At 74.2% G+C, this 26,385-nt stretch carries 23 protein-coding genes; 9 read left to right on the plus strand and 14 right to left on the minus strand.

Translation table 11 applies throughout. The features are described from left to right. Positions 1-57: 57 nt before the first annotated feature. The 7 genes from AB0C76_RS02295 to AB0C76_RS02325 form a co-directional block, all read right to left on the minus strand. Positions 58-2,052, minus strand: coding sequence for a phosphocholine-specific phospholipase C (locus AB0C76_RS02295; protein ID WP_359958326.1), 1,995 nt, complete (start codon positions 2,050-2,052; stop codon positions 58-60). Positions 2,053-2,066: 14 nt separating this feature from the next. Further along, the gene (locus AB0C76_RS02300) at positions 2,067-3,500 is read right to left on the minus strand and encodes an endonuclease/exonuclease/phosphatase family protein (protein ID WP_359958329.1); all 1,434 of its coding nucleotides are present in this window, start codon (positions 3,498-3,500) and stop codon (positions 2,067-2,069) included. A 410-nt stretch (positions 3,501-3,910) separates the two neighbouring features. Then, positions 3,911-5,140 carry a hypothetical protein gene (locus tag AB0C76_RS02305; RefSeq protein WP_359958331.1) on the minus strand — a complete coding sequence of 410 codons (1,230 nt, stop codon included), beginning with the start codon at positions 5,138-5,140 and terminating at the stop codon, positions 3,911-3,913. Further along, positions 5,130-5,759 carry a SigE family RNA polymerase sigma factor gene (locus tag AB0C76_RS02310; protein ID WP_359958333.1) on the minus strand — a complete coding sequence of 210 codons (630 nt, stop codon included), beginning with the start codon at positions 5,757-5,759 and terminating at the stop codon, positions 5,130-5,132. Before AB0C76_RS02310 ends, AB0C76_RS02305 begins: the two co-directional genes overlap by 11 nt. Positions 5,760-5,902: 143 nt before the next feature. After that, positions 5,903-6,169, minus strand: a complete 267-nt coding sequence (locus AB0C76_RS02315; protein ID WP_329931520.1) for a metal-sensitive transcriptional regulator — start codon at positions 6,167-6,169, stop codon at positions 5,903-5,905. Positions 6,170-6,260: 91 nt separating this feature from the next. Next, positions 6,261-6,620, minus strand: a complete 360-nt coding sequence (locus AB0C76_RS02320) for a PRC-barrel domain-containing protein (RefSeq protein WP_359958337.1) — start codon at positions 6,618-6,620, stop codon at positions 6,261-6,263. A gap of 275 nt (positions 6,621-6,895) precedes the next feature. Then, a complete protein-coding gene (locus AB0C76_RS02325) occupies positions 6,896-7,828 on the minus strand; it encodes a LysR family transcriptional regulator (protein WP_359958340.1) in 933 nt (310 codons plus the stop codon). A 209-nt stretch (positions 7,829-8,037) separates the two neighbouring features. Here AB0C76_RS02325 and AB0C76_RS02330 point away from each other — a divergent pair, with 209 nt between their 5' ends. Together AB0C76_RS02330 and AB0C76_RS02335 are read left to right on the plus strand one after the other, a co-directional pair. Continuing rightward, a complete protein-coding gene (locus AB0C76_RS02330; protein WP_359958343.1) occupies positions 8,038-9,303 on the plus strand; it encodes an MFS transporter in 1,266 nt (421 codons plus the stop codon). Between the two features lie 169 nt (positions 9,304-9,472). After that, positions 9,473-10,207, plus strand: coding sequence for a DUF4097 family beta strand repeat-containing protein (locus tag AB0C76_RS02335; RefSeq protein WP_359958345.1), 735 nt, complete (start codon positions 9,473-9,475; stop codon positions 10,205-10,207). On the opposite strand, the gene AB0C76_RS02340 is transcribed toward AB0C76_RS02335, so the two are convergent. After that, a complete protein-coding gene (locus AB0C76_RS02340; RefSeq protein ID WP_359958348.1) occupies positions 10,188-11,099 on the minus strand; it encodes an alpha/beta hydrolase in 912 nt (303 codons plus the stop codon). The genes AB0C76_RS02335 and AB0C76_RS02340 overlap by 20 nt on opposite strands. 92 nt (positions 11,100-11,191) lie before the next feature. After that, a complete protein-coding gene (locus AB0C76_RS02345; protein WP_359958351.1) occupies positions 11,192-12,355 on the minus strand; it encodes a helix-turn-helix transcriptional regulator in 1,164 nt (387 codons plus the stop codon). Between the two features lie 159 nt (positions 12,356-12,514). On the opposite strand from AB0C76_RS02345, the gene AB0C76_RS02350 reads away from it, so the two are divergent. Continuing rightward, a complete protein-coding gene (locus AB0C76_RS02350; protein ID WP_359958354.1) occupies positions 12,515-13,219 on the plus strand; it encodes a VC0807 family protein in 705 nt (234 codons plus the stop codon). On the opposite strand, the gene AB0C76_RS02355 is transcribed toward AB0C76_RS02350, so the two are convergent. Together AB0C76_RS02355 and AB0C76_RS02360 are read right to left on the minus strand one after the other, a co-directional pair. Further along, entirely contained in the window at positions 13,209-13,985 is a 777-nt protein-coding gene (locus tag AB0C76_RS02355) for an NUDIX domain-containing protein (RefSeq protein WP_359958357.1), read from the minus strand. The two genes, AB0C76_RS02350 and AB0C76_RS02355, sit on opposite strands and share 11 nt — an antisense overlap. 592 nt (positions 13,986-14,577) lie before the next feature. Then, positions 14,578-15,222 carry a hypothetical protein gene (locus AB0C76_RS02360; RefSeq protein WP_359958359.1) on the minus strand — a complete coding sequence of 215 codons (645 nt, stop codon included), beginning with the start codon at positions 15,220-15,222 and terminating at the stop codon, positions 14,578-14,580. A 168-nt stretch (positions 15,223-15,390) separates the two neighbouring features. Between AB0C76_RS02360 and AB0C76_RS02365 the strand changes: the two genes are divergently transcribed. From AB0C76_RS02365 to AB0C76_RS02380, 4 genes are all read left to right on the plus strand, one after another. After that, positions 15,391-16,839 carry a DUF2079 domain-containing protein gene (locus AB0C76_RS02365; RefSeq protein ID WP_359958361.1) on the plus strand — a complete coding sequence of 483 codons (1,449 nt, stop codon included), beginning with the start codon at positions 15,391-15,393 and terminating at the stop codon, positions 16,837-16,839. Positions 16,840-16,971: 132 nt separating this feature from the next. Continuing rightward, positions 16,972-17,379, plus strand: a complete 408-nt coding sequence (locus AB0C76_RS02370) for a GntR family transcriptional regulator (protein WP_359958364.1) — start codon at positions 16,972-16,974, stop codon at positions 17,377-17,379. A gap of 21 nt (positions 17,380-17,400) precedes the next feature. Further along, positions 17,401-18,327, plus strand: a complete 927-nt coding sequence (locus AB0C76_RS02375; protein ID WP_359958366.1) for an ABC transporter ATP-binding protein — start codon at positions 17,401-17,403, stop codon at positions 18,325-18,327. Beyond that, the gene (locus AB0C76_RS02380; RefSeq protein ID WP_359958368.1) at positions 18,324-19,319 is read left to right on the plus strand and encodes a hypothetical protein; all 996 of its coding nucleotides are present in this window, start codon (positions 18,324-18,326) and stop codon (positions 19,317-19,319) included. Before AB0C76_RS02375 ends, AB0C76_RS02380 begins: the two co-directional genes overlap by 4 nt. 119 nt (positions 19,320-19,438) lie before the next feature. Here the strand turns inward: AB0C76_RS02380 and AB0C76_RS02385 are convergent, their stop codons facing one another. From AB0C76_RS02385 to AB0C76_RS02395, 3 genes are all read right to left on the minus strand, one after another. Continuing rightward, the gene (locus AB0C76_RS02385; protein WP_359958371.1) at positions 19,439-20,119 is read right to left on the minus strand and encodes a response regulator transcription factor; all 681 of its coding nucleotides are present in this window, start codon (positions 20,117-20,119) and stop codon (positions 19,439-19,441) included. Beyond that, on the minus strand, positions 20,116-21,447 hold the full coding sequence (locus AB0C76_RS02390; RefSeq protein WP_359958374.1) for a sensor histidine kinase: 1,332 nt from the start codon (positions 21,445-21,447) through the stop codon (positions 20,116-20,118). The genes AB0C76_RS02385 and AB0C76_RS02390 overlap by 4 nt, the downstream gene beginning before the upstream one ends. Before the next feature lie 155 nt (positions 21,448-21,602). After that, positions 21,603-23,819, minus strand: coding sequence for an MMPL family transporter (locus AB0C76_RS02395; protein ID WP_359958377.1), 2,217 nt, complete (start codon positions 23,817-23,819; stop codon positions 21,603-21,605). Positions 23,820-24,228: 409 nt separating this feature from the next. Here AB0C76_RS02395 and AB0C76_RS02400 point away from each other — a divergent pair, with 409 nt between their 5' ends. Further along, positions 24,229-25,350 (plus strand): DegT/DnrJ/EryC1/StrS family aminotransferase, encoded by a 1,122-nt coding sequence (locus AB0C76_RS02400; RefSeq protein WP_359958380.1) that lies wholly within the window; start codon positions 24,229-24,231, stop codon positions 25,348-25,350. A 97-nt stretch (positions 25,351-25,447) separates the two neighbouring features. Then, positions 25,448-26,383: an NAD-dependent epimerase/dehydratase family protein gene (locus tag AB0C76_RS02405; RefSeq protein WP_359958383.1), complete on the plus strand. Its 936-nt coding sequence runs from the start codon at positions 25,448-25,450 to the stop codon at positions 26,381-26,383. Positions 26,384-26,385 lie beyond the last annotated feature (2 nt).

Raw genomic sequence — 26,385 nt, forward strand, 5'->3', positions numbered from 1 at the left:
GCCACGGCCGGGGGTCACCGGTTCGGCGCCCCCGGTCGTGGGTCGGGTCCGGTCGGGTCAGTGCACCCAGCCCGCGTAGCGGCGGACGAAGCGCTGGCCGGTGTGGGCCGTGACGATGACGTCGTAGCGGCCCTGCTTGTCCAGCGGCCAGGCGATGTCGGCCTGCTTGCCGGGCTTGACCCACACCGTCTGCGCGGTGCCCGCGAAGTCGTTGGGCGCGGCGGTGAAGGCGACGTCGGTCAGGCCGTCGTTGGCCACCTGGAGCGTGAGCTTGACGTCGCCGCGCAGGTCGGCGGTGACGATCGGCACACCGATGTCGTTCTGTCCGCCCTGGCCGTCACGGACGACGGTGCCGGCGAAGCGGCGGACGAAGCCGTCCGGGCCGTGCACCGTGAAGTCGTAGCGGCCGTTGGTCGCCGCGGCGTCCCACACGTAGCTGGCGGTGGCGCCGGGGGCGACGGTGAACGGGGTGCCGGCGAACGGGAACACGATGTTCGGGTAGACGGTGTACGGGAAGGCCACCGAACCGTCGTTGCTCATCGTGCAGGTGACCTTGCCGCTCCTGCGGTCCACCTCGGCGTCGGCCCACGGCTGGTACGGCAGCGGGCGGTGCGGGCGGTCACCGCGCTCCGGGACGGGCATCGACTGGGCGCCGACGGCCGGCAGGGCGACGCCGGGCAGCTTGGCGCCCGCGTCGGCCCTGGCCATCAGGGCGTTGGTGTCGGGCAGCTTCGGGATCGAGAAGTCCGGTGCGGCGAAGTCGAAGCAGCTCGTGAGGTCGCCGCAGACGGCCCGGCGCCAGGCCGAGATGTTCGGCTCGGCGACCCCGGTGACGACCTCCATGAAGCGCAGCACCGAGGTGTGGTCGAAGACCTGGGAGTTGACCCAACCGCCGCGCGACCAGGGGGAGGCGACCCACAGCGGCACCCGGTTGCCGAGGCCGATCGCCCGGCCCTGGGTGAACTCCTCGGGCGTGCCGGCCTCGGGGGTGGGCGGGACCATGTGGTCGAAGTAGCCGTCGTTCTCGTCGTACATGACGAGGAAGACGGTGTGCTGCCACACCTTCGGGTTGGACATCAGCGACTGGAGCGCCGTGTCCACCCAGTGTGCGCCGTAGGCCGGGCCGGCCGCCGGGTGCTCGGAGAAGAGGTAGGGCGCGACGAGCCAGGAGATGGTCGGGAGGGTGCCGTCCTTGCAGTGGCGGTCGAAGTCCGTCGGGTCGAACTTCGTCATCGCGTTGACGTACCGCGGGTCGTCCTCGGGGAAGTTGTGGAACTGCTTGAAGTAGGACAACGCGTTGTCGTCGTAGTCACCGGTGCGGTCGTCCTTGCTGGGGTTGTGGTAGACGCGCCAGCTGACGCCCGCCTTCTCCAGGCGCTCGGCGTAGGTGGTCCAGTCGGCGACGGGGTTGTCGGTGACCGGCGTGTTGTCGATCCAGGGGCCGGTGGTGCCGTCGCGGCCGGGGCCGGCGGTGCCGGTCCACAGGTAGAGGCGGTTGGGGTCGGTCGGCCCGGCGAGGGAGGTGAAGTAGGCGTCGCAGAGGGTGAAAGCGTCGGCGAGGGCGTACTGGTAGGGGATGTCGTCCCGGGTGAAGTAGCCCATGGTGCGCTCGCCCTTGGCGGCGATCCACTTGTTCATCGCACCGTTGTTGATCGCCTGGTGGCCGGTGGCCCAGTCGTGGGCGAGGCCGCCGGCGTTCTGCGCGTTGTACTTGGAGGTGTCCATCCGGTACGGCAGCATCACCCCGCCGTCGCTGCGTCGGGCGTCGGGCTGGCGGAACACGTCGGTGCCGTCCGGGAACTGGAGCGCCTGCCTGTCGCCGTAGCCGCGGACGCCGTTGAGCGTTCCGAAGTAGTGGTCGAAGCTGCGGTTCTCCTGCATGAGGACGACGACGTGCCTGACGTCCTTGACGGTGCCGGTGAGCGCGTCGGCCCCGGCGGCGGCGGGGGCGGCGGGGGCGGCGCCGGCGGGGGTCGTCGCGAGGCCGGTGAGCGCGACGGCACCGGCGGCCGCGGTGGCGCCGACGAAGGTGCGACGGGAAAGTTCGGACATGGCGGACCGGCCTCTCAGAGCTGGAAGGTGGCGACGGCGGCGGCGGTGTCGGACGGCCACTCGTTGGCCGCGGTGTTCGGCTCGGGCTGCGGCCAGTCGGCCACGAGGGTGTGCGCCTCGACGAGCTTGAGCGCCCCCGCGTACTGCACGTAGTCGATGCGGTCCTGCGGCTCGGTCCTGGCACCGCGCTGCTTGCGGGTGGGCGACCAGGTGGCGGCCGGGACCTTGACCGGGTCCGGGCTCTCCTCGCGCAGGGTGTCGGTCAGCCCGGCGGCCTGGAACTCCTTGCTGACGGGCCAGTCGACCGCGCCGACACCGCCGTGCGCGGCGGCGGTGGCGGCCGTCCAGTCCAGGCGGGAGGGCGAGGAGAGCGCGCCGGCGAGCACCACCGGGGTGTGCCCGGCGATGTCGGCCCGGACTGCCGCGGCCAGCGCCTTGGCCTGCCTGAGCCGGACGGAGGCGTTCTCGGCGGCCTCGGCCTGCGCGGCGGTGCGGCCGTCCTGGACGCCGTACGGGCCGTAGTCGGTCTCGTCGAGGTGCGCGGCCCAGAAGCGGACGGTCCGTCCGCCGGGCAGCTGCACGGTCGCCGCGGCGGCGGGCACGTCCGCGGTCACCGGGGTGACGTCGGCCAGCGGGTGGCGGCTGAGGATGCCGACGCTGCCGGGACTCTGGTAGGCGTACCAGCCGAGCGCGTCGGCGAGGGTCCGCGCCTGGGTGCCGGCCGTCTCCTGGAGCGCCACGATGTCGAGGCCCTGGGCGAGCACCACGCGCAACTGCTTCTCCAGCGCGTCGGTGTAGCCGCTGCCGGCGTTGTGCAGGTTCCAGCTCGCGGCCTTCAGACGCAGCGGCCCGGCCGGGTCGGCGACCGGGACCAGCACGGTGATCGTGTCGGTGGCGCCGGCGCCGTCCTTCACACCGACGACGACGATCTCGGGGTTCCGACCGGCCGAGGGCGCGGTGCCGGTGACGGTGCCGTCGGCGCCGACCGAGGCCCAGGCCGCGCCGCCGGCCTTGCGGAAGGTCGCGGTGCCCGCCGGGTTGCCGGCCGGGCGCGACCACAGGCCGCCGAGCTTGACGGACACCGCGCCGCCGGGGGCGACGGGGGCGGTGGTCAGCGAGTCCACGGCGGCGTGCGGGCGCACGACGGCGGGCCTGGGGCGGAAGCTGAACGGCTCGGTCTGGGCGAGGACGCCGTAGCCGTCCTTGGCCAGCAGGTAGGCGGTGTACGGGCCGCCGGTGAGCGCCGAGGTGTCGAGCTGGAGGTCGCCGGAGCCGCCCGGGGTGTACTTCCACAGCAGGGAGGAGCCGGTGCCGGGCTTGCGGCTGCCGTCGTAGATGCCGACCCAGTTCTTGGTGTCGGGCGCGTCGGTGGTCCAGTGGAAGGTGAGCCGGTCACCTTCGGTCGGGTTGGCGGGTGCGGTGAGGGTCAGGGCGCTGCCTGCGGCCACGGTTGTCCTGTCCGCCGCCGGGGAGGCCGGGCCCGCCCGGGTCGCCGGAGATCGTCGGGATCACCGGGACCGGTGGGGCCGGTTCCGCGCGCGGCTGGTCACGGAGACTGAGGGGATCCACAGTTGGCTGTACAACTGTGGGCGCCCTCATTCATCCGAAGGTCAGCGACCGGAACGTGAACGACGCGTGACGCACCATCGGGCGGTTCGGGAACTCCGGGACTTGCGGGTGCTCGCGCGGCCTTCGGAGGATCTGCCCGGATTTTCGCGTCCGGGATCGGGCCGGTGGAGGAGGTCGTGACTCCCGCGGACGCCGCACGGCCGGCGGACGTCGTCGGCGGGCACTGAGCCGAGCGACGGCGACGGCCCGGCAGGGGGATCGACTCCCCTGCCGGGCCGTCGTCTTGGTGTCAGGGCCGCAGGGTGGGGGCGGTCACGATCGCCTTCAGGTGGTCCAGGTCGAGCGCGGGGTCGCCGGGCCGGTAGGTGTAGGCGTTCTCGCCGTTCCACTCCGAGATCCGCACCTGTCCGCCGTCCGGCGTGTGCACCGCGGCCGTCCAGTGCAGGACGGGGTTCGTCGCGGTCTTCCCGTTGCCGAAGCGGTCCGTGACGACGAGCGTCCCGTCGGGCCGCTTCTCCCGGACCTCCAGCGGGGTCGGCAGGTCGTTGTCCATCGACCTGAGCTCGTCCTGGCCCCGCTTGGACGGTGCGTCCGCGCCGACCATCAGCATGCTGGTGCGGCCGTCGACGGTGACGGTGAGCACGCCGTGTTCCGGGTCCCGGCCCTCGACCTTCGCGCCGGCGGGCAGGAGCGGTACCACCTTCGCGAGCAGTTCCGCGTTCGACGGGGCGCTCGCGGACGGCGTCGGCACCGGGGCGTTCCCCGGCGTCGGGGCGCCCCTGACCGGGCTGAGCGCGGCGAACACCCGGAGCCACTCCACCGAGCACAGCATGGTGGTCAGTTGGGCGTCGTTCAGCGGCGGGTCCGGGCGGTTCGCCGTGGCGGGCTGCCCGTTGTACTCGATGACCTGGACCCGGTTGCCGTCCGGGAGCGCCAGGGTGGCCCGCCACTCGCGGCCGCCCTGGGTGGTGGTGCTCCGCAGCTTGTCGATCGCGATCGCGGCGCCGTCGGGTCGGACGGTGCGCCGGCAGGAGTCCTGCGGCGTCTGGAACGGGTCCGTGCAGACCGCCCCCTCCTCGGGCCGCAGGTTCGTCCGCTCCGCGAAGGCCTCCACGACGCTCGCCCCCGCCCCGTCGTCGAACAGCATGGTGACCGCCGTCTGGTGCCCGTGGAGCTTCGTCGTCGGATCGCCGCCTCCGAGCAACGTGACGGTGCCCTTCGGCAGCAGGCCGCTGACCAGCGTGACCAGTTCGTGCGCCGGCATCGTCTGCTCCGGCGCCGGGTCGGCCGGGCCGACCGCGCCCACGAACGGCCCCCGGCCCACGGCCGCGACACCGCCCGCCCCGGCCAGCACCAGCACCGCGAGGCCGCTCGCGACGACGGTGCGCCGGCGGCGCCAACGGCGGCCGCGCTGCTCGGCGACGGCGGCCAGGGTGTGCTGCACCGGCTCGGGCGCCAGCTCGGCGGCACCGCGCAGGGCGCGGGCGAAACCGTCCTCGAACGCGTCGTCAGTGGGCATGGCGCAGCACCGCCTTCTCGGAGGAGGGGTTGAGTCCGCCGGTTCCGCTCGAACTTCTCGTCGTCCCGGCGCCGGCACTGTCGGTGGATCCGCCGAGGACGGCGTCGATGTCGTCGCCCAGGACCCCGCGCAGGCGGGCGAGGGCCCGGCGGCAGCGCGCGCGGACGACGGTGCCGCTCAGCCGCAGTGCGGCGGCCGTCTCCTCGACGCTGCGGTCCTCCCAGAAGCGCAGCACCAGCACGGCGCGGTCCGACGCGGGGAGTTCGGCGAGGGCGCGCAGCAGCGTCAGCCGTAGCGCCGGGTCCGGGTCCTGCACGCCGACCTCGGGGAACTCGTCGGTGACGCGCTCGGAGGCGCTGCGCTTGCGGCGGTACGACAGGAACGTGTTGACCAGGACCGTCTGCGCGTAGCCGCTGGGGTTGTCCAGCCGGGAGATCTTCCGCCACTTGACGAAGATCCGGCCGAGCGCCTCCTGCACGAGGTCCTCGGCGAGGTGGACGTCACCGCCGGTGAGGAGGAAGGCGGTCCGGTGGAGGTGCCGGGCGCGGGAGGCGACGAAGTCCGGGAAGTCCGGCCGGTGTGACTCGGCCTGGGCGTCCGGACTCGGTGATTGATCCATACCTTGGTAACGCGGTGGGGCCCGGGGCGTGTGACAGCGTGATCGTCAGGAGGTCGTACGGATGTGCGTGCACCCCGGGTCGGATGGCCCGGGGTACACGGCCGCCAGGACGTCCGGTGCCGGGCTCGGGCCTGGACGCGGACTCAGGCCAGGGCGAGGAACAGCTTCTCCAGCTCCGCCTCGGTCATCGGCGCACCGTCCTCGTCGGCCGCCGCCATGCACTGGCGCATGCCACTGGCGACGATCTTGAAACCGGCCCGGTCGAGGGCCCGGGACACCGCGGCGAGCTGGGTCACGACGTCCTTGCAGTCGCGGCCCGCCTCGATCATCGCGATCACACCGGCCAGCTGGCCCTGCGCGCGACGCAGCCGGTTCAGGACCGCGCCGACCGCCTCCTCGTCCACCTGCATGTCCGGGCCACCTTTCACGTCGGCTGTCGACTGACCAGTGTACCCGGTGGGGTATCCGGGCCGGACCGCGGGCGCCGGCCGGCCACCGCCCTCAGCGCCTCGCCAGGCGCCGCTCGCCGCCGGCGCCGGTCGCGTACGGGAGCTCGTAGTGCGCGAAGACGGCCGGCTCGTCCACGGCGGGCAGGACGTCGTCCCTGCCGATCGCGGGCGCCTGCTTGACGGTGCTCTTCGGGAACGCGACCTTGACGTAGCCCGGTCCGACCACGGCCCCGTCCAGCGGGACGAAGACCAGCCGGCGCCCGGACATCACGCCGACCGTCACGGTCGCGAAGCACGGCTCGTCGGTGGACGTCTCCACGTACACGGACTCCAGCGAGCCGATCCGGCCGCCCTTCTCGTCCACGACCGCCTGGCCGCGCCACTCCCGGATGTCCGCCATGCCGATCGCCATGACCCGCCCGCCTTCCCGTCGACGACCTGGGACTCCCATCCTCCGCCGGAAGCCCCGGGCACGCCCGACGAGCGATTGGCTCACCCGAGCGGGTGACAGCAGGTGCACGGACGGGTGAAGCGACCGGCCCGCCCCGGCGTGCGCCGGCCGCCACGGGGCACCTCCCGGATCATCCGGTCTTCGACGGGCTGATCCCCTACCGGCCGGACCTCAGCGCGCCCGCCTCCGTAGCCGCCCCGGCAGCGCCGTCGCGGGCGCCGTCGGCACCGGCCCCTCTACCGCCGGGCCCAGTCCGGGGCCCAGGTGGCGCCCTCGGGGCGGGCGTCCGGGATGGCGGCGAGGTGGCTGCGGAGGGTCCGAAGAGCGGGGTGCGGGTTGTCGCGGTGCCAGATCAGCGAGTGCGGGTAGACCGGGACCGGGTCGTGCACCGGGACCCGGCGCAGGTCGTGGCCGGCGGGCCAGACCAGGCGGGTGCGGGCGCCGGCCAGGGTGGCCAGGCCCGGGGTGTCGGCGATGACGTCGAGCAGCGCGTCCGAGCCGAAGTTGGGACCGGTGCCCTCGATCGTGAGCCCGAACGCGGCGCAGAGGTCGTCGTAGTAGGCGCCCCACTCGGTGCCGGGTGCGCTGCCGGGGATCCAGATGCGGTGGCCGGCGAGCCCGGCGAGCGTCACCGAGCGGGCGTTCGCGAGGGCGTGGCCCGGGCCGGTGAGCAGGTCGTGGGGCTCGTCGAGGACGTGCGCCGTCGCGATCTCCTCGGGCAGTCCCCGGCCGGGTGCGAGGACGGCGCGGAAGGAGGCGTCGATCGTCCCGGCCCGGAGCGCGGCGACGGCGTCGTCGACGGTGTGCAGGTGCACCACGTCGAGCTCGACGTCCGGGTGGGCGCGGTGGAACTCCCGCAGCAGTCCCGACGGGGCGATCCGGGAGGCGATCACGTCGACGCGCAGCGCGCGGCTGCCGGGCCGCACCGAGGCGGCGGCCCGCTCCGCGACGCGCAGGAGCTCGCGGGCGTGGGGCAGGAACGCCTGTCCGTCGATGGTCAGTTCGGTGCCGCGCGGGGACCGGTGGAACAGCCGCACCCCGAGGTCCTGCTCCAACGCGGCGACGCGCTTCGAGACGGCCTGCTGGGTGACCGCCAGCTCGGCGGCGGCGTCCTGGAAGCTGCCCGCCGCGGCGGCGGCCACGAAGGTGTGTACGGCGTTGAGGTCCATGCCGCGAAGCCTAGGGGCACAACGGATGGTTGTACGGTGCCGGGCCCGTGGTTGTTTGATCCGTGCTGGAGCGGGCCGCTTTGATGCTCCTGGTCGCCATTCGGTTGTACCGCCGGTGGTTCCGGTCCGAGAGGGGTGCGCGGGGGATGTGGGGCGGGAAGTCCTTGAGCGGGCGGTCCTTGAGCGGGCGGTCCTTGAGCGGGCGGTCCTTGAGCGGGCGGTCGTCGGGCGGGCGGTCGCTGGGGAGGCCGTTCGGCTGGCTCTGGGCCGCCTACGGGACGAGTGCGCTGGGCACCCGGCTGGCGTTCGGGGCCTTCCCGTTCATCGCCGTCCACCTGCTGCACGCCGGGGCGTCGGCCGTCGCCGTGCTCGCCGCGGCGGGCGCGGCGGTCGGCGCGGTCGTGGCCGTGCCGCTCGGGCCGTGGGTGGAGTTCCGGCGCAAGCGGCCGGTCATGATCGGGATGGACCTGCTCCGCTGCGCGGCACTCCTGAGCATCCCCGCCACCTACGCACTCGGGTGGCTCGGCTTCGGCCAGCTGCTGGCGGTGTCGGTGGCCGTCGCGGCGGCGGACATCACCTTCGGGGCGGCCTCCGGCGCGTACCTCAAGAGCATCGTCGCGCCGGAGGAACTGCTGGCCGCCAACGCCCGCTTCGAGTCGACGATGTGGACGACGACCGTCCTCGGACCGCCGCTCGGGGGCGCGGCGGTCGGGCTGCTCGGCCCGGTCGCGACCGTCGTCGCGGACGCGGTCAGCTACCTGCTCTCGGCCCTCGGCATCCGGGCCATCGGCGGCCGGGAGGCGCGGCCCCCGCGCGTCGGCTCCGCCCGCCTGCGGGCCGGGGAGCTGCTCCAGGGCTGGCGGTTCGTGCTCGCCGATCCGGGGCTGCGGCCGCTGTTCCTCAACACCGTGCTGGTGAACGCCCTGATCATGGCCACCGAGCCGGTGCTCACCGTCCTGCTGCTGGGGCCGCTCGGGTTCGCGCCGTGGCAGTACGGCCTCACCTTCGCCGTCCCGTGCCTCGGCGGGCTGGTCGGCTCCCGGCTGGCCGGCCCGCTGGTCGCCCGGTTCGGGCGGCACCGGGTGCTGCTCGTCTCCGGGACGCTGCGGGCGTGCTGGCTGCCGGGGCTGGTCCTCGTCGGTCCCGGCGGGCCCGGGATGCTGCTGGTGATGGCCGTCGAGTTCGGGATGATCCTCTGCATCGGGGTGTTCAACCCGGTGTACTCCGCCCACCGGCTGGAGCGGGTCGCGCCGGACCGGGCCGCCCGCGTGCTCACCGCGTGGTCGGTGAGCGCCAAGGCCGCGACGGCCGCGCTCACCGCGCTGTGGGGCGTGCTCGCCGGGCAGGCCGGTCCGCGCGCCGCGCTCGGCCTCGCCGGGCTGTGCCTGCTCGCGACCCCGGCGCTGCTCCCGCGGCGCGGGCGGGCGGCGGAGCCCGTCCCGGTGTCGGGGGCGTCGGGGGCGTCGGGGGGCTGAAGGCTTCGCCGGCCGGTGGCGTCCGGTCGTGCTGTCGGGGGGCTGGGTACCGGTCCGATGGTGGTGCCTGCTCCAGGGGAATCGGGGGGCTGGCTCTATCGACCGGGGGTCGGCGGCGCGACTACCGTCCCCGGTGTACGGAACTTCGCACGACAGGGGGGGTTTGGACATGGGGTCGCAGCACCGGTACGCCGGGGCGGTCGTGGTCGCCGGGGTAGCCGCGCTGGCCGTCGCGGGCCTCGGCGGCTGCTCGCCGACGAGGAACAGCTTCCAGGACGACGCGACGGTCTCCGACCGGATCACCGCCGTCCAACTGGACACCGACGCGGGGAACGTCACCGTGGAGGGCAGGCCGGGGGCCACGCAGGTGTCGGTCCACCGGTCCGTCGAGTACGCGCACGGCCGGCCCGACGGCACCACGCGGGTGGAGAACGGCACGCTGGTGCTCGGCGGCTGCGGGGACGACTGCTCGGTCAGCTACACGGTCGAGGCCCCGGCCGGGCTGCCGATCGGCGGGCGGACGTCGGCCGGGGAGATCCGGCTCTCCCGGGTCGGCGAGGTCGCCGTGCACACGAACGCCGGCGGCATCACGCTCGACGACGTCGGCGGGCCGGTCGACGTCCACACCTCCAGCGGCAGCATCGTGGGCACCGCCCTGCGGGGCGAGCGGATCCAGGCCCGCACCAGCAACGGCGACATCCGGCTGACCCCGGCCACGGCGCAGGACATCACGGCCAGGACGTCCAACGGCGCCATCACCGTGACGGTCCCGGCCGCCGCCTACCACGTGAGCACGTCGACGAGCCACGGGAGCATACGCGTCGGGGTCGGGGACGACCCCGGCGGCCGCTACCGGCTCGACCTCACCACGTCCAACGGCGACATCACCGCGGCGACGGGCTGAGGAGTCCCCCGGTGACGGGAGCCTCCCCGGCTGCGAGGAACTCCTCGACCAGGCCCACGAACCGCTCAGGCTCCTCCGCCCACATCCGGTGGCCGGAGCGGGCCAGCACCTCCAGCCGGGCCCGGGGGTGGCAGGCGGCCACGGCACGGGCCGGGTTGGTGCCGATCATGCCGTCGAACGCGCCGGCCAGGACCAGGACGGGCGTCGCGGCGGCGGTGAACCGGGCCAGCCGGTCGCGGAGTTCCGCCGGGGCGGCGGAGCCGGCGTAGAAGGCCTCGCGGTACCAAGGCAGCGAACAGGCGTGCTCCGGGCGGTACTCGGCGGCGGTGTCCGCGGTCCAGGTGTGCCAGAAGAAGGGCAGGACGCGGCGCTGCAGCGCGGCCGGTTCGGCGGTGCCCGCGCCGCCCTCGGCGAGCAGGCGGTCGGCCTCCGCGGCGTCGGCGAACCAGGGCTCGCCGGAGCGCGAGGCCCGCAGGGCCGCCAGTTCGGCCTCGTCGGCCTCGCGCGCCGCCCGGCCGACGGGTGCGGCGAGCACGGCCCGGCGGACGCGGTCGGGGTGGGCCGCCAGGTACTCCTGCGCGGTCAGGCAGCCCGCCGAATGGGCGAGCAGGTCGATCCGCTCCAGGCCGAGGTGCCGGCGCAAGGCCTCGACGTCGCTCGCCTGCCGGACGAAGGACACGGTGTTCCGGTCCGCCGGTACGTCGGAGCGCCCGGCCGCGCGCGGGTGCACGAGCACCAGGGTGCGCCGCCGGCCGAGGCCTCCGAGGTCGCCGAGGTACCCCGGGGCCATCCCGGGCCCGCCTGGCAGGACGACCAACGGCTCGCCCCGGCCCGCACGTTGGTAGCTGATCCGGGACCCGTCGTAGGAGGTGTACGAGAGGAAGGTCGACATACGGCGAACGATCACACACCGGGGGCGCGGCCGTCGCCGCGTTCCACATACCGGTCCAGACCAGCAGGCGGTCGCGGGCTGATGACGGACCTTCAGAGCCAGCCGCGCTCCTTGGCGCGGAGGCCGGCCTCGAAGCGGCTGCGCGCGCCGAGACGGGCCATCAGGGCGGCGGTGTTGCGACGGACGGTGCGGACGGAGAGGGCCAGCCGGTTGGCCACGGCCTCGTCGGTCAGGCCCTGGCTGAGGAGGTCGAGCAGACCGCGCTCGTGACGGGTGAGTTCGTCGCTGCGCGGGCCCGGCACGGCCTCGCCCCCGGCGCCGCCGGCAGTGCCCTCGGCGCTGCCGGCGGCGACCAGCGGTTCGGCCGTCTCCCAGACGGCCTCGAACAGGGCCCGCAGCGCGGCGACCACACCGGGGGCGGTGATCAGGACGGCGTCCAGGCAGTCCGGGTCCAGCGTCGCCGGGACGATCGCCGCCGTCCGGTCGAAGACCAGCATCCGACGCAGCGGCGTGGCCGGGACGGTGCGGATCTCGGCGCCGTGCGCGGTCAGGACCCCGGCGTAGGCGAGACTCGGCTGGTGCCGGCGCACGCTGTCCGGGTACACCGAGCGCATCCGGATGCCGCGCGCGAGACCGTCGAGGTTGAGCCCCAGCGCATGGGTGGTCGCGACGGCGCCGCTGGTCCGGGTCTGGAACGAGATCGTCTCGAACCGGTTCCCGCGGGCGAGCTGTTCGATCCGGGCGACGACGGTGTCCTGGCCGATCAGCCGCTCGGTGTCGCGGTGGCGGATGCCCGGTTCGGCGATGGCGTACTCGGTGAGGAGCCGGGTGACGGCCGTCCGGGTGCGCTCGAACTCCGCCTGCTGGGCGAGCAGTCGGGCCTCCTGACGGGCCAACAGCGCGCGCAGGCCCTCGCTGGGGTCGGCGAGGCACAGCGGGCCGGGCTCCGCCGGGCCGGCGCAGCCGGTCGCGGAGACGGCGGGCGGCGTGGCGTGTGGCTCGGTCAACGGCTCGGCGGGCGACTCAGTGGGTGGCTCGGCGGGCGGGTCGGCCGGCGGCCACGCGGTCGGTTCCGACCGCGTCCGGATGGACGGACGGAGCAGCCCCGCCGCGACGAGCCGGTCCAGTGCGTCCCCGACCTGCCCGGCCGTCAGGCCCAGCCGCGCGGCGATCTCGGCGTGGTGCGTCACGCCCTCACCCAGCATCAGTCCGTACACGGCCCCGGCGTCCCGCCCGAGGCCCAAGCCCTCGTACACCCTCTGACCTCCCCCGACGTCCCCGCTGGCGCGATCCTGCCACTGGCCGGATGCTGCCCGCCGGTGATCTTCCCACAGCCCGCCGCAGGCCGTCAGACTCTCGTCCGCCGCCAACCGCACCCTGGCGCGGCGTGCCCGAAAGCCGTAGGAGGAAGTTCCATGTCCCAGCCCGCCTCAAGCACCGCCCCCCGGCCCGGAGGCGCCCTCCGGGTGCTGCTGGACTGGGGGCCGACGGTGCTGTTCAACATCCTCGCGCCGGTGCTGACGTTCAACGCGCTCAGCGGGCACGGCATGTCGGACGTCAACGCCCTGCTGATCTCCTCGGCCTGGCCGGTCGCCGACCTCGGCGTGTACTTCCTGCTGCACCGCAGGCTCGACGAGTTCGGGATCTTCACCCTGGTCACGCTCGTCCTCGGGGCGCTCAGCGCACTCGCGTACAACACCACCGAGCTGATCTTCGTCAAGGACTCCGCGCTGACCGGCCTGATCGGCCTCGGCTTCCTCGCCACGCTGTTCGCACCGCGCCCGGCGATGTTCTACTTCGGCCGCAAGTTCGCCGCCGGCGGCACCGCCGAGGGCGTCGAGCGCTGGAACGGCCTGTGGGTGCACGAGGGCTTCCGACGGGGCCAGCGGCTGCTGACGGTCATCTGGGGCGTCGCGTTCGTCGTGGAGTCGGCGCTGCGGATCGCGCTGACCTACGTGCTCTCGACCGAGGCCATGGTCACCGTGAGCAGCGTCATGCCGTGGGTGGTCCTCGGCGGCCTGATCTTCTTCACCATCACCTGGGGCCGCCGCCGCCAGGCCCGGATGCAGAAGACCCTGGGCCTGTCGGACGACCGGATGCCCGCCCCGCCTACCGCCTGAGGGGCCCGGCCGCCCCGGCGCGGTGGTGCCCGGCGTACCGGCGGAGCACCGGCTGGAGGTAGTCGACCCGCGGACCGGCCAGTGCGGCGGCCTCCTCGGGCGTGGCGACGAGGGCCATCCCGTCGAACTCCGGCTCGACGCCGCGCGAGCGCTCGTCGGCGAGCATCGCCTCGAAGTCCTCGCGCAGCGCGACGGCCGAGCGAGGCGGGGCCAGGTAGAGGACGCCGACGTTGCCGTTGGTGGTGTGGACGACGATCCACCGGCGCAGGGCCCCGGGATCCGTGTCGCCGCCCGTCTCCTCCAGGAGTTCCCGGGCGGCGTGGCGCTGGAGGGCCGGTTCGTCGAGGAGGTCGTCGCCGGTCGGCGGTTCGACGTTGCCACCGGGCATGCCCCAGCGGCCGGGGTGGGCGGTCGGACCCGCCATCCGGCCGACCAGCACGCGGCCGTCGTCGGTCGGCTGGACGACGGCGACGAACAGGGCCGGCAGCCAGCCGGTCGCGCCGGGCACCCGGCGCAGGACGAACTGCCGGTAGGTGGTGCGGGCCCAGCCGAGTTCGAGGTCCTGCGGACCGTCCGGCCGCAGCCCCGCGCACACGGCGACCGGGCCGTCGAAGAACGTCGGGTTGGCCCGCACCGCTTCGGCCCAGGCGCGGTCCATCGCCGTCCGTTCCTCCGGCGTGAGGTCGGGGGCGGCGGTCTCGACGAGGCGGATCCCGGCGGGTGCCAGGACCTCGACCTCAGCGGGGGCGGGCTGTCGTTCGGTCACGCGGCACATGCTGGCACAAGCCGTGCCACCAGGCCGAACCCGGTGTGGAGCGCATGCGGCCGATCACCGCCCCGGCCCGGCGATCGGCGCGCGAACCGGCTTTGTGCGTCTGCGCCGCGCCGGTGCGGTGCCGACGCACACCACCCGGCGCGACGCAGACGCGTCACGCTCGGCGCACGCGGCGCCCGCTCCGCGCGCACTCCCGCCGAGTGCCGGTTCCGCTTTCCCCCGATCCGATCCACACGGCACCCTGATGCCGCCCGCCTTGCCCTCCCGTGCGGCGTCTTGCCACCGTGGTGAGGTGAGCGCGGCGGAACGGAGTGGACGCGTGAACGGGCTCGGCGAGCGGACGGCCCCGGTCGTCGACTCCACGGACACCCCGTCCAAGGCCTGAGCGCCGACGGGCTGCGCACGGAGGGGACGGTCTCCGGGCAGCCCGCCGTCACCGCGGAGGCCGCGGAGCCCAGGGTGCGGCCGGTCTTCCGCCGCGGCCCGGAGGAGTGCACCTACCGGCTCGCGCTCCCCCTCCCGCCGGAGGCCTGAGCCGCGGCCGAGACCCGGCCTCCACCACCCCGAGGGCCAACACCTCTTCTCAGAGCGCGACTTGGGTCTCGGCGCGCTCACGGATGTACTCGTCCGGATGTGTTCTGGCGATCTCCACCGCCCGCTCCACGAGCGGGTGCAGCTCGGCCGGATACGCGCGCGGGACGAGCGGCAGCCCGGGGAGGATGCTGCGGCGGACGTCCTGGTCCTCATTGGCGACGAACTCCCGCAGCGCGGCCTCGTGCCACGCGTTGCGCACGCTCGAGCCGTCGTCCGGGTCGGTCCAGCGGTCGCCGGCCGACAGAGCCGTCCAGTACCAGGCCCGTGCCGCGCCCGCGCGCTCCTCGTCCGTGCCGGTCCGCAGCCGGGCGAGCAGCGCCATCCGGACCCGGCGCCGGCCGAAGCCCGTCAGGGCGGGCTCGACGAACCGCCGGTTGAAGCTCGGGTTCGGGTCGTAGACCGCGGCGCTCAGCAGCGCCTCGAAGTACTCCTCAGGGAGTTGGGCCCGTCCGGCGAGCGCCTTGTGGACCTCCCAGCGCCCCGTGTCCGTGAAGTCCGCCCCCGGCGCGACCTCGATGTCGAGCAGTCGGAGCAGGTCGGCCAGACGTTCCTCGAACGCGTGCGATCCGCGCCTCGCACTCCCTGGCAACGGCCGGAGACCCCGCACCTCGTCCGCCGTTTCGTTCGCTTCCACGAGCCCCTCCTCATTCTGAGTCACCGGCACACTACTCGCTGCACATCCGTTCGGAGGGCGTTTTCGCGCAGGCCGGGGGCCCGATCGGCACCGCCGGACCGGGATTGACGAGCCCTCGCCCCTTCCACCACCCTTCCACTAATCGAATAGTGAAAGGGTACTTTGCCGATGCACGCGGTCCTCCCGCCAGCCCGCCCGATCCACCCCGCCCTCCAGCCGCTCCCCGCCCCCCTCACCCGGCGGCTCGCCGTCCTGCGCCGCCCCGCCGTCCTCGCCTGGGGACTGGCCGCCGGGTTCGCCGTCCTCTACGCGTGCGTCGGCGTCAACCGGCACCGCCGCGGCCTCACCAAGGCCTACGACCTGGGCATCTTCGAACAGGCCGTCCGCGCCTACGCGCACGGCCGGGCGCCGATCGTGCCGCTCAAGGGACCCGGGTACCACCTGCTCGGCGATCACTTCCACCCGCTGATCGCCACCCTCGCCCCGCTCTACCGGGCCTTCCCGAGCCCGGTCACGCTGATCGTCGCCCAGGCGCTGCTCATGGCCCTGGCCGTCGTCCCGCTCACCCGCTGGGCGCACGAAGCGGCCGGACCGCGCGTGGCCCTCGTCATCGGCTGTGCCACCGGGGCCTCCTGGGGGATCGTCCGGGCGGCGGCCGACGACTTCCACGAGATCGCCTTCGCCGTCCCGCTGCTCGCCTTCGCCGTGACCGCGCTCGGCCGGCGCCGGCCGCTGGCGGCAGCGCTGTGGTCACTGCCGCTGCTGCTGGTCAAGGAGGACCTCGGCCTGACCGTCGCCGCGGTCGGCGCGCTCATCGCCTGGCAGGCCCGGCAGGACCGCCGCAGCCCGGCGCCCGGCCTGGCCCTCGCGGCGGCCGGCCTCGCCGCGACCGCCCTCACCGTGCTCGTGGTCCTGCCGTCGTTCAACCCCACCGGCAGCTTCGACTACTGGCAGCAGGTGGACGCCGGCGGCCACCCCTCCACCGGAGCGGTGGCCGTACGGCTGGTCTGGCCCCCGGTCAAGTGGTTGCTGCTGTTCCTGCTCGCCGCCACCGCCGGCTTCCTCGGCCTGCGCTCGCCGCTCGCCCTGCTCTGCGTGCCCACCCTGGCCTGGCGCCTCCTGTCGGCCAACCCCAACTACTGGGGCGTCAGTTACCACTACAGCGCGGTGCTGATGCCGATCGCGGTCGGCGCCCTCATCGACGTCATCCGGCGGGCCGACCGCCGCCGGATCCGGCGCGCGCTCGCCGTCAGCGCCCTGGTGACGGCCGTGACGCTGCCGCTCTACCCGCTGCACGAGGTCGTGATGCCCGAGGCCTGGCGGACCTCGCCGCGCCTCACCGAGACCCGGGCGATGCTCGGCCTGATACCCGACGACGCCACCGTCGCCTCGTCCAACCGGCTGGCGGCACAGCTCACCGACCGGGCGGTCGTCACCCTGGTCTGCCGGCCGCCGGACGGGCCGGGCCCGGAGTGGGTCGCCGTCGACCTGCACGACCCGACCGTGCGGTCGCCGTGCGCCATCGCCGCCACACTCCAGATGGTGACGGAGTACCGGGAGCGCGGGTATCGGCCGCTGCTCGACCAGGACGGCCTGCTCCTGCTGAAGCGGCCCTGAGCGGCCGGAGCCCGCCGATCGACCCGAGCCCCGACCCGCCGGAGGCCCTCCCGGCCCCCAGGGTCCGGCTTGACCCGCGCGCCGCGGTGGGCCACCATTCCACTATTGAACTAGTGAAAGGCCGCAACGGGTGTGATCGAGTACCGCATCGAGCGGCGCAGCGGCGTCTCCACCTACCAGCAGATCGTGCAGCAGACCAAACAGGCCCTGCGGCTGGGCCTCCTACAGCCCGGGGACAAGCTGCCGACCGCCCGCGAGGTGGTCGAGCTGACCGCGATCAACCCCAACACCGTGCTGAAGGCCTACCGCGAACTCGAACGCGAGGGCCTGGTCGAGCCCCGGCCGGGGCTCGGCACCTTCGTCCGGCGCTCGCTCGCCCGGCCGGAGGCGGCCGCCGACGGGCCACTGCGCGCCGACCTGGTCGGCTGGGTGGACCGGGCCCGGGAGGCCGGGCTGGAGCGCGAGGACATCGCCGCGCTGATGGCATCCGTTCTGGAGCAGCGCTTCGGCTCCGGGGTCTCCCCGGCGCCACCGAACTGAGAACTACCTGTGGGGGACCGGGTGAACGACCCGACGAACATACCGCCGGCCGAAACGCCCCTCGAAGCGGCGGCCTTGGAGGCCACGGGCCTCGGAAAGCAGTACAAGGGGGAATGGGCGCTGCGCGGCTGCGACTTCACCGTCCCGGCCGGCCGGATCTGCGGCGTGGTGGGCCCCAACGGCGCGGGCAAGAGCACCCTGCTCGGCCTCGCCGCCCGCCTGGTCGCCCCGACGGAAGGCGGGCTCCGGGTCTTCGGCGAACCCGGCGCGACAGCCGAACTGCGCGCCCGCGTCTCGTACGTGGCGCAGGACAAGCCCCTCTACCCGGGCTTCACGGTGGCCGAGACGCTGCGGATGGGCCGCGAACTCAACCCCGCCTGGGACGACGAGGTGGCCCACCGGATCGTCGACCAGGGCGAGTTGAGGATGCGGGCGCGGATCGGCTCGCTCTCCGGCGGCCAGCGCACCCGGGTCTCGCTGGCGCTCGCCCTCGGCAAGGCGCCCGACCTGCTGCTGCTCGACGAGCCGATGGCCGACCTCGACCCGCTCGCCCGCCACCAGCTCATGGGCACGCTCATGGCCGAGGCCGCCGACCGCGGCACCACCATCGTGCTCTCCTCGCACATCCTCCCCGAACTCGACGGCGTCATCGACCACTTGCTGCTCGTGCAGCACGGCCGCATCCGGCTGGCCGGCGACCTCGACGACATCCTCGACGGGCACCGGCTGCTCACCGGCCCCGCCGAGGCGCCCGCCCCGCCCGCCGACGTCCTGGTCGAGCGGCGCGTCGGCGGACGCCAGGCCACCGCGCTCGTGCGGACCGACGCGCCGCCGGACGGACCGTGGGAGGGCGAGCGGCCGAGCCTGGAAGACCTGCTGCTCGGCTACCTCCGCTCCCCCGCCGCCCCGCAGCCGTCCGCCAGCCCGAATGACGAGGTCGCCGCATGAGCACGAACGTCCTGCCCGACCGGAGCCCCACGACCGCGGCCCAGCGACCGGCCGCCGGACGGGTGCGTGGCCTGACATGGGTGGTGCTCCGCCAGAACCGCGCGCTCCTGCGGACGATGGCCGCCCTGCTGCTCCTCGCGGCCGCCGATCTGCTCTGGATCCACATCGCCGGTCAGCACACCATCGGGATCCTCCGGCGGACCGGCTGCTACAGCCCCGCGAGCTGGAGCAGCACCCAGTGCTGGACCCTGCTCGCGCCCATCAACCGGCCGACGTTCTGGTACGTGCAGGTGCTCCAGCCCGTCGTCACGGCGATCCCGCTGCTGGTCGGCGTCTTCGTCGGCGCACCGATGATCGCCCAGGAGCACGAGCGCGGGACGATCCGCCTCATCCGCTCGCAGTCCGTCCACCCGCTGCGGTGGCTCGCGGTCCGGCTCGCCGTGCCCGGACTCGCCGTGCTGGCCACGACCGGCGCCATCGCCGCGCTGATGAGCTGGGTCTGGTGGACGGACATCGTCCACGGCCCGATCGCCTTCGACCCGCCGTTCCAGTTCTTCACCTACCCCGCCCTCGGGCCGGCGCCGGTGGTCTGGTCGCTGTTCGCGCTCGCGGTGGGCGCGCTGCTCGGCCAGCTGCTGCGCCGGACGCTGCCCGCGATGTTCGTGACGGCGACCGTGGTCGGGACCACCTTCGGCGTGATGAGCTGGGCCCGCCGGTACCTCTCCCCGATCACGGACAAGGTGGTGCCGCTGAACGAGGCGCAGCCGACCAACGCGTGGCTGATCGACCGGGGCGCCGTCCTGGCCGACGGCACCCGGGTCGACGACGAGGTGTGCATCTCCGCGAACCACGCCTGCGACGGCGCCACCGCCTCCTGGATCAAGTACCACCCCGCCGCCGACCTCGTCCCCGTCCAGCTCGTGGAGGCCGGAATCCTGCTGGCCCTCACCGCCGCCGCACTGGTGGCCGTCTTCCGGCTGGCCCGGAAGTAGCCCGCCCTGCCGCCCCGGCGCCCTGCCGCCCTGCCGCTCTGCCGCTCTGCCGCTCTGCCGCTCTGCCACGCCAACGGCCTGACGGCCCGACGGCAGTGGCACGCGGACGGCCGCGGTGCTCAGGCCGGGCGTCCGGGCGGGACGAGGCCGGACTGGTAGGCGATCGCGACGAGTTGGGCGCGGTCACGGGCGTCGAGCTTGGACATCGCGCGGTGCACGTGGGTACGGACCGTGAACGGGCTCACGTACATGCGCTCGGCGATCTCCTCGTTGGTCAGGCCGGTGGCGGCCATCGACATCACCTCGCGTTCGCGGGCGGTGAGGACGGCGAGGCGTTCGGCGGTGACGGCGGCGGAGGCGGCCGGGTCGGGCTGGGCGAGGAACTGGTCGATGACGGCCCGGGTGGCGGCGGGCGAGAGCAGGGCGTCGCCGGCGGCCACGGTGCGGACGGCGGCGAGGAGCTCCTTCGGGTCGGCGCCCTTGCCGAGGAAGCCGCCCGCGCCCGCGCGCAGCGCCTGGGCCACGTACTCGTCGATCTCGAAGGTCGTGAGGATGAGCACCCGGGTGCCGGCCAGTTCCTCGTCGCCGCAGATCGCCGCCGTCGCGCCGAGACCGTCGGCGCCGGGCATGCGGATGTCCATCAGGACGATGTCCGGCTTGGTGGCGCGGGTGAGCTCCACCGCCTCGCGGCCGTCGGCGGCCTCGCCCACGACCTCCATGTCGTCCTCGGCGTCGATGAGGACGCGGAAGGCGCCGCGCAGCAGGGCCTGGTCGTCGGCGAGCAGTACGCGGATGGTCATGGGCGGTCCTTGTCGGGTCGGGCGGAGTCCCGTCGGACGCCGTCGCACCAGCCGGCGACGGGACGGGCCGCGTCGGAACGGGCGACCTCAGGGCGGGCGGCATCGGGGCGGGCGGCCTCCGGGCCCGGGTCGCGGGCGCCGGTGCGCAGCGGGAGTTCGGCGGTGACGAGGAACCCGCCGCCGGGGCGGGGGTCGGCGGCGAGGCGTCCGCCGACGGCGCCGGCGCGTTCGCGCATGCCGATGAGACCGAAGCCGCCCTCGCCGGGGACCTGGCTGGGCAGCAGCACGGCCCGGCGGGCGGCGACCGGCGGCGGGCCGCCGTTGGCGACGGTGAGGGCGACCCGGCTCTCGGTGTACCCGATGGTGACCTCGGCGCCGGCACCGCTCGCGTGCTTGGCCACGTTGGTCAGGGACTCCTGGAGGATCCGGTAGGCGGTGAGGTCGACGCCGGGCGACAGCGGCCTGGCCTCGCCCCGGACACTGAGCCGCACCGGCAGACCGGCCCGCTCGAAGGCGTTGATCAGGTCGGGGAGGCGGTCGAGGCCGGGGGTGGGTTCGAGCGGGGCCGGCTCCTCGGCGCGGCGCAGCAGGCCCACGGTGGCGCGCAGCTCCTGGAGGGCGGAGCCGGTGGCATCGGTGATGTGGCTGAGGACCTCGCGGGCCTGGGCGGGGTGGCGGTCCATGAGGTGGACGGCGATGCCGGCCTGGGCGTTGGCGAGGGCGATGTGGTGGGCGACGACGTCGTGGAGGTCGCGGGCGATCCGGATGCGCTCGTCGGCGACGCGGCGGCGGGCCTCCTCCTCGCGGGTGCGTTCGGCGCGTTCGGCGCGCTCCTCGATGGCGGCGAGGTGGGCGCGGCGGTTGCGGATGGAGTCGCCGAGGGCCCCGGGCAGCAGGGCCCAGGCGAGGACGCCGAGCCGCTCGCCGAGATGGCCGCCGGCGTCGACGGCCAGCGAGGTCGCGGTGAGCACGACGGCCGTGACGATGGAGGCGCGCAGCGCGGTGGTGCGGTCGGTGCGGACGGCGAGGAAGTACAGCGCGCAGAGCAGCGGGGTGGCGAGGGCGGGGGTGAGCTTGGGGGTGGTCGGGGTCAGCAGGACGGAGCAGACGAGCGTGACCGCGACGACCGCGAGCGGCTGGCGGCGGTGGGCGAAGACGGCGAGGACGGAAACCAGCGACAGGACACCGGTGAGCGGGTTGAGGCCGTGGAAGTGACCGCTCTGGTCGAGCGTCGCGCCGAAGGCGGTGGAGGTGACGAGAGCGGCGCCCCCGACGACGTCCAGCAGTCGGGGGTGGTTCTGGCGCAGGCGCTGCCAGGTGGTGGTCATGGGTGCTCTCCGGGTCGCGGGTCGGGGGCCGTCGGGCCGAGCGGTGGTGCGCTCGGCGGCGGCCCCCGACTGCAACGGTAATCGGTGGGCGTTCGAATCGGTGACCGTGGAATCCGCGACCCTGGACCCGGTCGCCGTTCGAATCGGTGACTGCGCTAGACGCCGACGGACTCCCGGACCGGGGCCGGCTCGGGGGCGGCGGCGTGCAGCTTGCTGCCCTCGACGTCGACGTCCGGTATGAGGCGGTCCAGCCACTTCGGCAGCCACCAGGCGCGGCGGCCGAGCAGGGCGAGGACGGCCGGGACGATCGTCATGCGGACCACGAAGGCGTCGAACGCGACGGCGGCGGCGAGGCCGAGGCCCATCATCTTGATCATCGGTTCGCTCATGCCGATGAAGCCCGCGAAGACGGCGATCATGATGAAGGCGGCGGCGGTGACCACCCGGGCGTTGTGCCGGAAGCCGGTGACGACGGCCTGGCCGGGCTGCTCGCCGTGCACGTAGCCCTCGCGGATGCGGGTGACCAGGAACACCTCGTAGTCCATGGCGAGGCCGAAGACCACGCCGATCATGAAGATCGGCATCATGCTCATCACCGGCCCGGTCTGCTGGACGCCGATCAGGTCGGCGAGCCAGCCCCACTGGAAGACGGCGACGACGGCGCCGAGCGCGGCGGCCACCGAGAGCAGGAAGCCGAGCGCGGCCTTGAGCGGGACGAGGACGGAGCGGAAGACGACCAGGAGCAGGAGCACGGCCAGGCCGACGACGATCGCGAGGTAGGGCACGAGTGCGTCGGTGAGCTTCTGCGACACGTCGATGTTCATCGCCGTGGTGCCGCTGACCAGGACCCTCGCCCCGGTTGCGGTCGTGAGGCCGGCCGCCTGGCCGCGGATGGCGTGGACGATGTCCTTGGTCTCGGCGGCGGCCGGGCCCGTGGCCGGGACCGCGTTGAGCAGGGCCGTGTCGCCGGCCTTGTTGAACATCGGCGGGGTGACGGTGATGACGCCCGGCAGCGCGGAGACCGTCCTGGCGACCTCGCTCGCGGCGGCCTTCGGGTCGGGCGCGCCCTTGGCGTCCACCAGGACGGTCAGCGGGCCGTTGAACCCGGGACCGAAGCCCTCGGAGAGCAGGTCGTAGGCGCGGCGCTGGGTGGTGGAGGTCGGCTTGGCCTCGTCGCCCGGCAGGCCGAGCCGCAGGTCGAGCGCGGGCGCGGCCAGCACACCGAGGCCGATCACGCCGCCGAGCAGCACGGCGACCGGCCGGCGCAGGACGAACCGGGCCCAGCGGGCGCCGCCGTTCTCCTTCGCGGACGCGGGGGCCGGGGAGGCCCCGTCGGTGTGCCCGGCCCTCTTGCGGACCTTGCGCGGCAGCACCCGCTTGCCGATGAAGCCCAGCAGCGCGGGCACCAGCGTGAGCGCGACCAGGACGGCGATGACGACCGTGCCGGCGGCGGCCATGCCCATCTTGGCGAGGATCGGGATGCCGACCACCGAGAGCCCGGCGAGGGCGATGACCACGGTGAGGCCCGCGAACACCACCGCGGACCCGGCCGTGCCGGCCGCCCGGCCGGCCGCCTCCTGCGGGGTGCGGCCCTCGGCGAGCTCGGCCCGGTACCGGGAGACGATGAACACGGCGTAGTCGATGCCGACCGCGAGGCCGAGCATCATCGCGAGCGTGCCGGTGGTGCTGGACAGGCCGAGCGTGCTGCCGAGCCCGGTGATCAGCGCCATGCCGAGGCCGACCCCGACCACGGCCGTGAGCAGCGGCAGCCCGGCGGCGACGAGCGAACCGAAGGTGATCGTCAGGACGACCGCGGACAGTGCCATGCCGATGGCCTCGCTGCTGCCGCCCGCCTCGGGCTTGGCCGTCAGCGCGGTGCCGCCGATCTCGACCTTGAGCCCGGCGTCCCGGCCGTGCTGGGCGGCCTGCTCCAGGGCGTCGGTGGCGCCGGTGGACAGTTTGCCCGCCTTGACGGAGTAGTTCACCGTCGCGTACGCGGTGGTGCCGTCCTTGGAGATCGTGCCGGCCTTGAACGGGCTGACCGCGCCGGTGACCTCCTCGGCGTGCGCGAGCTCGTCGACCGTCTTCTCGACGACCTGCTGGTTCGGCCCGGCGGTGATCTTCTGCCCGGAGGGGGCGACGAACACCACGCGGGCGGAGGCGCCGTCGGCGTGGCCGCCGGGGAAGCGCTCGTTCATCAGGTCGAAGGCCTTCTGGGCCTCCGTGCCGGGCATCGCGAAGCCGTCGTCCGGTGCGGCGGGCGCCTTGGCCGCGAGGACCCCGCCGACGGCCAGCAGGGCGACCCACAGGAGGGTCACCAGCCGACGCCGGACGAAGGCCCATCGGCCCAAGCGGTAGAGGAACGTGGCCACGGGAGAGCGGCCTCCTTCGGATCGCGGTCTTCGACCTGGTGCGGAACACGCCGCGGGAGGCCTGGCGCCGGCCGGCGCGGTCCTCCCGCAGCGTGACCAATCCTTCGTCGCCGGCCCCTGCTCCGTCGTCATCCCTGCGCAGACACTTCCCGTACTGCGTACGCAGTAGGGCGCCTCCCCGGACGGCGGAGCGCACGCCCTCCGTCGAAGCAGTCCCGGGTGCTTCCGACGGCGTACCCGGCGGCTGCGCCGTTGGCCGTCCGGGCCCGGGCGTCACCCGTGCGGGGGCGACAACGGGCCGGGTGCGGGCGGGCGAAGTAGCGTGATGTGCCTGGCCCTGCCGTTTTCGGACGCCCGGACCGACCCCACCCGATCGGTGCTGACCCCAGCCCGCCGCCGGAGGTGCCCCATGGGCGTACCCGCCGCCCGCATCGTGTTCGACGAGAGCGACCGCACGGCCGTCGCGGAGGCGGTGGCGGAGATCCTCGCCACCGGTGCGATGACGCTCGGCCCCTGGACCGGGCGCTTCGAGCAGGCCTTCGCGGCCGAGCACGGCGCCTCGCACGCCGTCGCGGTGTCCAGCGGCACGTCGGCGCTGGAGATCGTCCTGCGCACCGTCGGCGTGCGGGACCGCGACGTGGTCGTGCCCGCCGTCACCTTCTACGCCACGGCCGGAGCCGTGCTGCACGCGGGCGGCCGCCCGGTGATCGCCGACGTCGACCCGGCCACCCTCGCGCTGTCCCCCGAGACCCTCGCCGCGGCCCTCACCCCGGATACGGCAGCCGTCGTACTCGTCCACATCGGCGGGCTGATCACCCCGGCCGTCGACGACCTGCGCGCACTGTGCGACCGGCACGGCGTCCCGCTGATCGAGGACGCCGCGCACGCCCACGGCAGCAGCCTCAACGGACGCGCCGCCGGGTCGTTCGGACTCGCCGGGGCGTTCTCGTTCTACCCGACCAAGGTCACCACGAGCGGCGAGGGCGGCATGATCCTCACCGAGTCGGCGGAACTGCGCGACGAGGCCCGGATCTACCGCGACCAGGGCAAGGGCTCGTTCAGCACCAACCACCACGTCCTGCCCGGCTACTCCTGGCGGATGAGCGAGCTCAACGCCGCCGTCGGCGCCGTCCACCTGCGCCGGCTCAAGGAGTTCATCGAGACCCGCAGGGCCGTCGCCCGCCGCTACGACGAGGCGCTGGCCGGACCGGACGGGCTGGAGCCGGTCGCCGAACCGGTCGGCTGCCGCAGCAACTACTACAAGTACGTGGCGCTGCTTCCGCGCGGCGTCGACCGGGCCGACTTCAAGCGGATCGCCGCCGAGGAGCACGGCGTGCGGCTCTCCGGCGAGGTGTACGACCTGCCGCTCCACCTCCAGCCGGTGCTCGCCCGCTACCGGCGCGGCCCGCTGCCCGCCGCCGAGGACGTCTGCGCGCGCCAGGTCTGCCTGCCGGTGCACTCCGACATGACCGAGGACGAGGTCGAACAGGTCGTCGAGGCCGTCTCGGCGGTCCTCCGGCGGCTGGCCTGACCACGGCCGGCCACCCGTACCGATCCGTCGCCCGACCGACCGCCACACAGACCGCCCGACAGACCGCCCGACAGACCGCCCGACAAGGAGAGAGCCCGTGCGGATAGCCGTCACCGGGGGATGCGGATTCATCGGCTCGCACGTCGTGGACCGGCTGGTCGCGGCCGGGCACGACGTCCTCGCGATCGACACCGCCGACAAGTACCTCAACCCCGAGGCCGAACACGCCAGGATCGACGTCCTCGACCTGCCCGGCCTCACCGCCGCACTGGCCGGCAGCGAGGTCGTCTACCACCTGGCCGCGATGGCCGACGTCGACCAGATCCGCACCGACCCCCTGCGCGCCGTCCGCGTCAACATCGACGGCACGGCGACCGTCCTGGAGGCCGCCCGGCGCAGCGGCCTCAGCCGCACCGTGCTCGCCAGCACCGTCTGGGTGTACGGCGCCGCGCTCGGCGCCGAGGACCAGCTGGGCGGCGAGGAGCAGGAGCTGGACGAGCACGTGCCGATCGAACTCGAACACAGCGGGCACCTGTACGTGGCCACCAAGCTCGCCGCAGAGATGCTCGTGCACAGCTACCGCGAGCTGTACGGCCTGCACTTCACCATCCTGCGCTACGGCATCCCGTACGGGCCGCGGATGCGCGACGAACTGGTCGTCGCCCGCTTCGTGCAGGCGGCCCTCGCCGGGCGGCCGATCACCATCGCCGGCGACGGCCGGCAGAGCCGCAACTTCGTCTACGTGGAGGACCTGGCCGACGGCCACGTCCGGGCCCTGTCCCCCGCGGCCGAGGACCAGACCTTCGCGCTGGAGGGCTCGACCGCCGTCTCGGTGCGCGACATCGCCGACACCGTCGACGGGCTGCTCGGGCCGGTGTCGATCGAGCACATCGAGGCCCGCACCGCCGACTACGCGGGCCGGCGGATCTCCTCGGCGCAGGCGAAGCGGCTCCTCGGCTGGTCGCCGCGGACCAACTTCGCCGACGGCGTGCGGCGGTACGCGGACTGGTACCGGGCCTCCCTCGGCTCCTGAGG

Origin of the sequence: Kitasatospora sp. NPDC048722, from assembly GCF_040650235.1 — a bacterium.
Classification (GTDB): domain Bacteria; phylum Actinomycetota; class Actinomycetes; order Streptomycetales; family Streptomycetaceae; genus Kitasatospora.

What these genes read in the sequence shown, in the direction of transcription:
- AB0C76_RS02380 (WP_359958368.1), top strand. Translation starts at nt 18,324, where the DNA reads ATGAGCACGAACGTCCTGCCCGACCGGAGCCCCACGACCGCGGCCCAG.
- AB0C76_RS02320 (WP_359958337.1), bottom strand. Translation starts at nt 6,620, where the DNA reads ATGGCGATCGGCATGGCGGACATCCGGGAGTGGCGCGGCCAGGCGGTC.
- AB0C76_RS02400 (WP_359958380.1), top strand. Translation starts at nt 24,229, where the DNA reads ATGGGCGTACCCGCCGCCCGCATCGTGTTCGACGAGAGCGACCGCACG.
- AB0C76_RS02315 (WP_329931520.1), bottom strand. Translation starts at nt 6,169, where the DNA reads ATGCAGGTGGACGAGGAGGCGGTCGGCGCGGTCCTGAACCGGCTGCGT.
- AB0C76_RS02335 (WP_359958345.1), top strand. Translation starts at nt 9,473, where the DNA reads ATGGGGTCGCAGCACCGGTACGCCGGGGCGGTCGTGGTCGCCGGGGTA.
- AB0C76_RS02340 (WP_359958348.1), bottom strand. Translation starts at nt 11,099, where the DNA reads ATGTCGACCTTCCTCTCGTACACCTCCTACGACGGGTCCCGGATCAGC.
- AB0C76_RS02390 (WP_359958374.1), bottom strand. Translation starts at nt 21,447, where the DNA reads ATGACCACCACCTGGCAGCGCCTGCGCCAGAACCACCCCCGACTGCTG.
- AB0C76_RS02350 (WP_359958354.1), top strand. Translation starts at nt 12,515, where the DNA reads ATGTCCCAGCCCGCCTCAAGCACCGCCCCCCGGCCCGGAGGCGCCCTC.
- AB0C76_RS02305 (WP_359958331.1), bottom strand. Translation starts at nt 5,140, where the DNA reads ATGCCCACTGACGACGCGTTCGAGGACGGTTTCGCCCGCGCCCTGCGC.
- AB0C76_RS02385 (WP_359958371.1), bottom strand. Translation starts at nt 20,119, where the DNA reads ATGACCATCCGCGTACTGCTCGCCGACGACCAGGCCCTGCTGCGCGGC.
- AB0C76_RS02325 (WP_359958340.1), bottom strand. Translation starts at nt 7,828, where the DNA reads ATGGACCTCAACGCCGTACACACCTTCGTGGCCGCCGCCGCGGCGGGC.
- AB0C76_RS02365 (WP_359958361.1), top strand. Translation starts at nt 15,391, where the DNA reads ATGCACGCGGTCCTCCCGCCAGCCCGCCCGATCCACCCCGCCCTCCAG.
- AB0C76_RS02295 (WP_359958326.1), bottom strand. Translation starts at nt 2,052, where the DNA reads ATGTCCGAACTTTCCCGTCGCACCTTCGTCGGCGCCACCGCGGCCGCC.
- AB0C76_RS02310 (WP_359958333.1), bottom strand. Translation starts at nt 5,759, where the DNA reads ATGGATCAATCACCGAGTCCGGACGCCCAGGCCGAGTCACACCGGCCG.